Raw genomic sequence first — 3,204 nt, forward strand, 5'->3', positions numbered from 1 at the left:
TTCAGAACTAACACAGTGGACGCGAGCAACTGAGGACAAGCCCTCGGCCTATTAGTACCAGTCAGCTTCACCCGTTACCGGGCTTCCACATCTGGCCTATCAACCCAGTCGTCTACTGGGAGCCTTACCCTCTCAAGGAGGTGGGAATACTCATCTTGAAGCAGGCTTCCCGCTTAGATGCTTTCAGCGGTTATCCCTCCCGAACGTAGCCAACCAGCCATGCCCTTGGCAGGACAACTGGCACACCAGAGGTTCGTCCGTCCCGGTCCTCTCGTACTAGGGACAGCCCTTCTCAATATTCCTACGCGCACAGCGGATAGGGACCGAACTGTCTCACGACGTTCTAAACCCAGCTCGCGTACCGCTTTAATGGGCGAACAGCCCAACCCTTGGGACCGACTCCAGCCCCAGGATGCGACGAGCCGACATCGAGGTGCCAAACCATCCCGTCGATATGGACTCTTGGGGAAGATCAGCCTGTTATCCCCGGGGTACCTTTTATCCGTTGAGCGACGGCGCTTCCACAAGCCACCGCCGGATCACTAGTCCCGACTTTCGTCCCTGCTCGACCCGTCGGTCTCACAGTCAAGCTCCCTTGTGCACTTACACTCAACACCTGATTGCCAACCAGGCTGAGGGAACCTTTGGGCGCCTCCGTTACTCTTTGGGAGGCAACCGCCCCAGTTAAACTACCCATCAGACACTGTCCCTGATCCGGATCACGGACCGAGGTTAGACATCCAGCACGACCAGAGTGGTATTTCAACGATGACTCCACAACCACTGGCGTGGCTGCTTCAAAGTCTCCCACCTATCCTACACAAGCCGAACCGAACACCAATATCAAACTGTAGTAAAGGTCCCGGGGTCTTTCCGTCCTGCTGCGCGAAACGAGCATCTTTACTCGTAGTGCAATTTCACCGGGCCTATGGTTGAGACAGTCGAGAAGTCGTTACGCCATTCGTGCAGGTCGGAACTTACCCGACAAGGAATTTCGCTACCTTAGGATGGTTATAGTTACCACCGCCGTTTACTGGCGCTTAAGTTCTCAGCTTCGCACGCCCGAAAGCGCACTAACCGGTCCCCTTAACGTTCCAGCACCGGGCAGGCGTCAGTCCGTATACATCGCCTTACGGCTTCGCACGGACCTGTGTTTTTAGTAAACAGTCGCTTCTCGCTGGTCTCTGCGGCCACCCCCAGCTCACGGAGTAAATCCGATCACCAGTGATGGCCCCCCTTCTCCCGAAGTTACGGGGGCATTTTGCCGAGTTCCTTAACCATAGTTCACCCGAACGCCTCGGTATTCTCTACCTGACCACCTGAGTCGGTTTAGGGTACGGGCCGCCATGAAACTCGCTAGAGGCTTTTCTCGACAGCATAGGATCATCCACTTCACCACAATCGGCTCGGCATCAGGTCTCAGCCTTAATGAGGGACGGATTTGCCTACCCCTCGGCCTACACCCTTACCCCGGGACAACCACCGCCCGGGCTGGACTACCTTCCTGCGTCACCCCATCGCTTACCTACTACAAGTCTGGTTCGTCGGCTCCACCACTTTCCTTTCCCCGAAGGGTCCGGAACGGCTTCACGGACTTAGCATCGCCTGATTCGATATTGGGCGTTTCAAAGCGGGTACCGGAATATCAACCGGTTGTCCATCGACTACGCCTGTCGGCCTCGCCTTAGGTCCCGACTTACCCTGGGCAGATCAGCTTGACCCAGGAACCCTTAGTCAATCGGCGCACACGTTTCTCACGTGTGTATCGCTACTCATGCCTGCATTCTCACTCGTGAACCGTCCACAACTAGCTTCCGCTGCTGCTTCACCCGGCACACGACGCTCCCCTACCCATCACAGCGGGCGTTGGCCCTATTGCTGCAATGACACGACTTCGGCGGTACGCTTGAGCCCCGCTACATTGTCGGCGCGGAATCACTTGACCAGTGAGCTATTACGCACTCTTTCAAGGGTGGCTGCTTCTAAGCCAACCTCCTGGTTGTCTCTGCGACTCCACATCCTTTCCCACTTAGCGTACGCTTAGGGGCCTTAGTCGATGCTCTGGGCTGTTTCCCTCTCGACCATGGAGCTTATCCCCCACAGTCTCACTGCCGTGCTCTCACTTACCGGCATTCGGAGTTTGGCTAAGGTCAGTAACCCGGTAGGGCCCATCGCCTATCCAGTGCTCTACCTCCGGCAAGAAACACACGACGCTGCACCTAAATGCATTTCGGGGAGAACCAGCTATCACGGAGTTTGATTGGCCTTTCACCCCTAACCACAGGTCATCCCCCAGGTTTTCAACCCTGGTGGGTTCGGTCCTCCACGAAGTCTTACCTCCGCTTCAACCTGCCCATGGCTAGATCACTCCGCTTCGGGTCTAGAGCGTGCAACTCAATCGCCCTATTCGGACTCGCTTTCGCTACGGCTTCCCCACACGGGTTAACCTCGCTACACACCGCTAACTCGCAGGCTCATTCTTCAAAAGGCACGCAGTCACGACCGTTGTTCCGAAGAACAACGGCGACGCTCCCACGGCTTGTAGGCACACGGTTTCAGGTACTATTTCACTCCGCTCCCGCGGTACTTTTCACCATTCCCTCACGGTACTATCCGCTATCGGTCACCAGGGAATATTTAGGCTTAGCGGGTGGTCCCGCCAGATTCACACGGGATTTCTCGGGCCCCGTGCTACTTGGGAGATGAGCAAGCAAGCCGCTGATGTTTCGTCTACGGGGGTCTTACCCTCTACGCCGGACCTTTCGCATGTCCTTCGACTACATCAACGGTTTCTGACTCGCCGACCGGCCGGCAGACCGATCAAGCTCATTCCCACAACCCCGCATGCGCAACCCCTGCCGGGTATCACACGCATACGGTTTGGCCTCATCCGGTTTCGCTCGCCACTACTCCCGGAATCACGGTTGTTTTCTCTTCCTGCGGGTACTGAGATGTTTCACTTCCCCGCGTTCCCTCCACATGCCCTATGTGTTCAGGCATGGGTGACAGCCCATGACGACTGCCGGGTTTCCCCATTCGGACACCCCCGGATCAAAGCTCAGTTGGCAGCTCCCCGGGGCCTATCGCGGCCTCTCACGTCCTTCATCGGTTCCTGGTGCCAAGGCATCCACCGTGCGCCCTTAAAAACTTGGCCACAGATGCTCGCGTCCACTGTGTAGTTCTCAAACAACGACCAGCCACCCG

1 rRNA gene is annotated in these 3,204 nt (G+C 56.8%); it reads right to left on the minus strand.

The features are described 5' to 3' along the window. Positions 1-31 precede the first annotated feature (31 nt). A 23S ribosomal RNA gene (locus ACFYZ4_RS39865) occupies positions 32-3,154 on the minus strand. Between the last annotated feature and the right edge of the window lie 50 nt (positions 3,155-3,204).

The organism is Streptomyces sp. NPDC001513 (genome assembly GCF_042894695.1).
Taxonomy (GTDB): Bacteria; Actinomycetota; Actinomycetes; order Streptomycetales; family Streptomycetaceae; genus Streptomyces.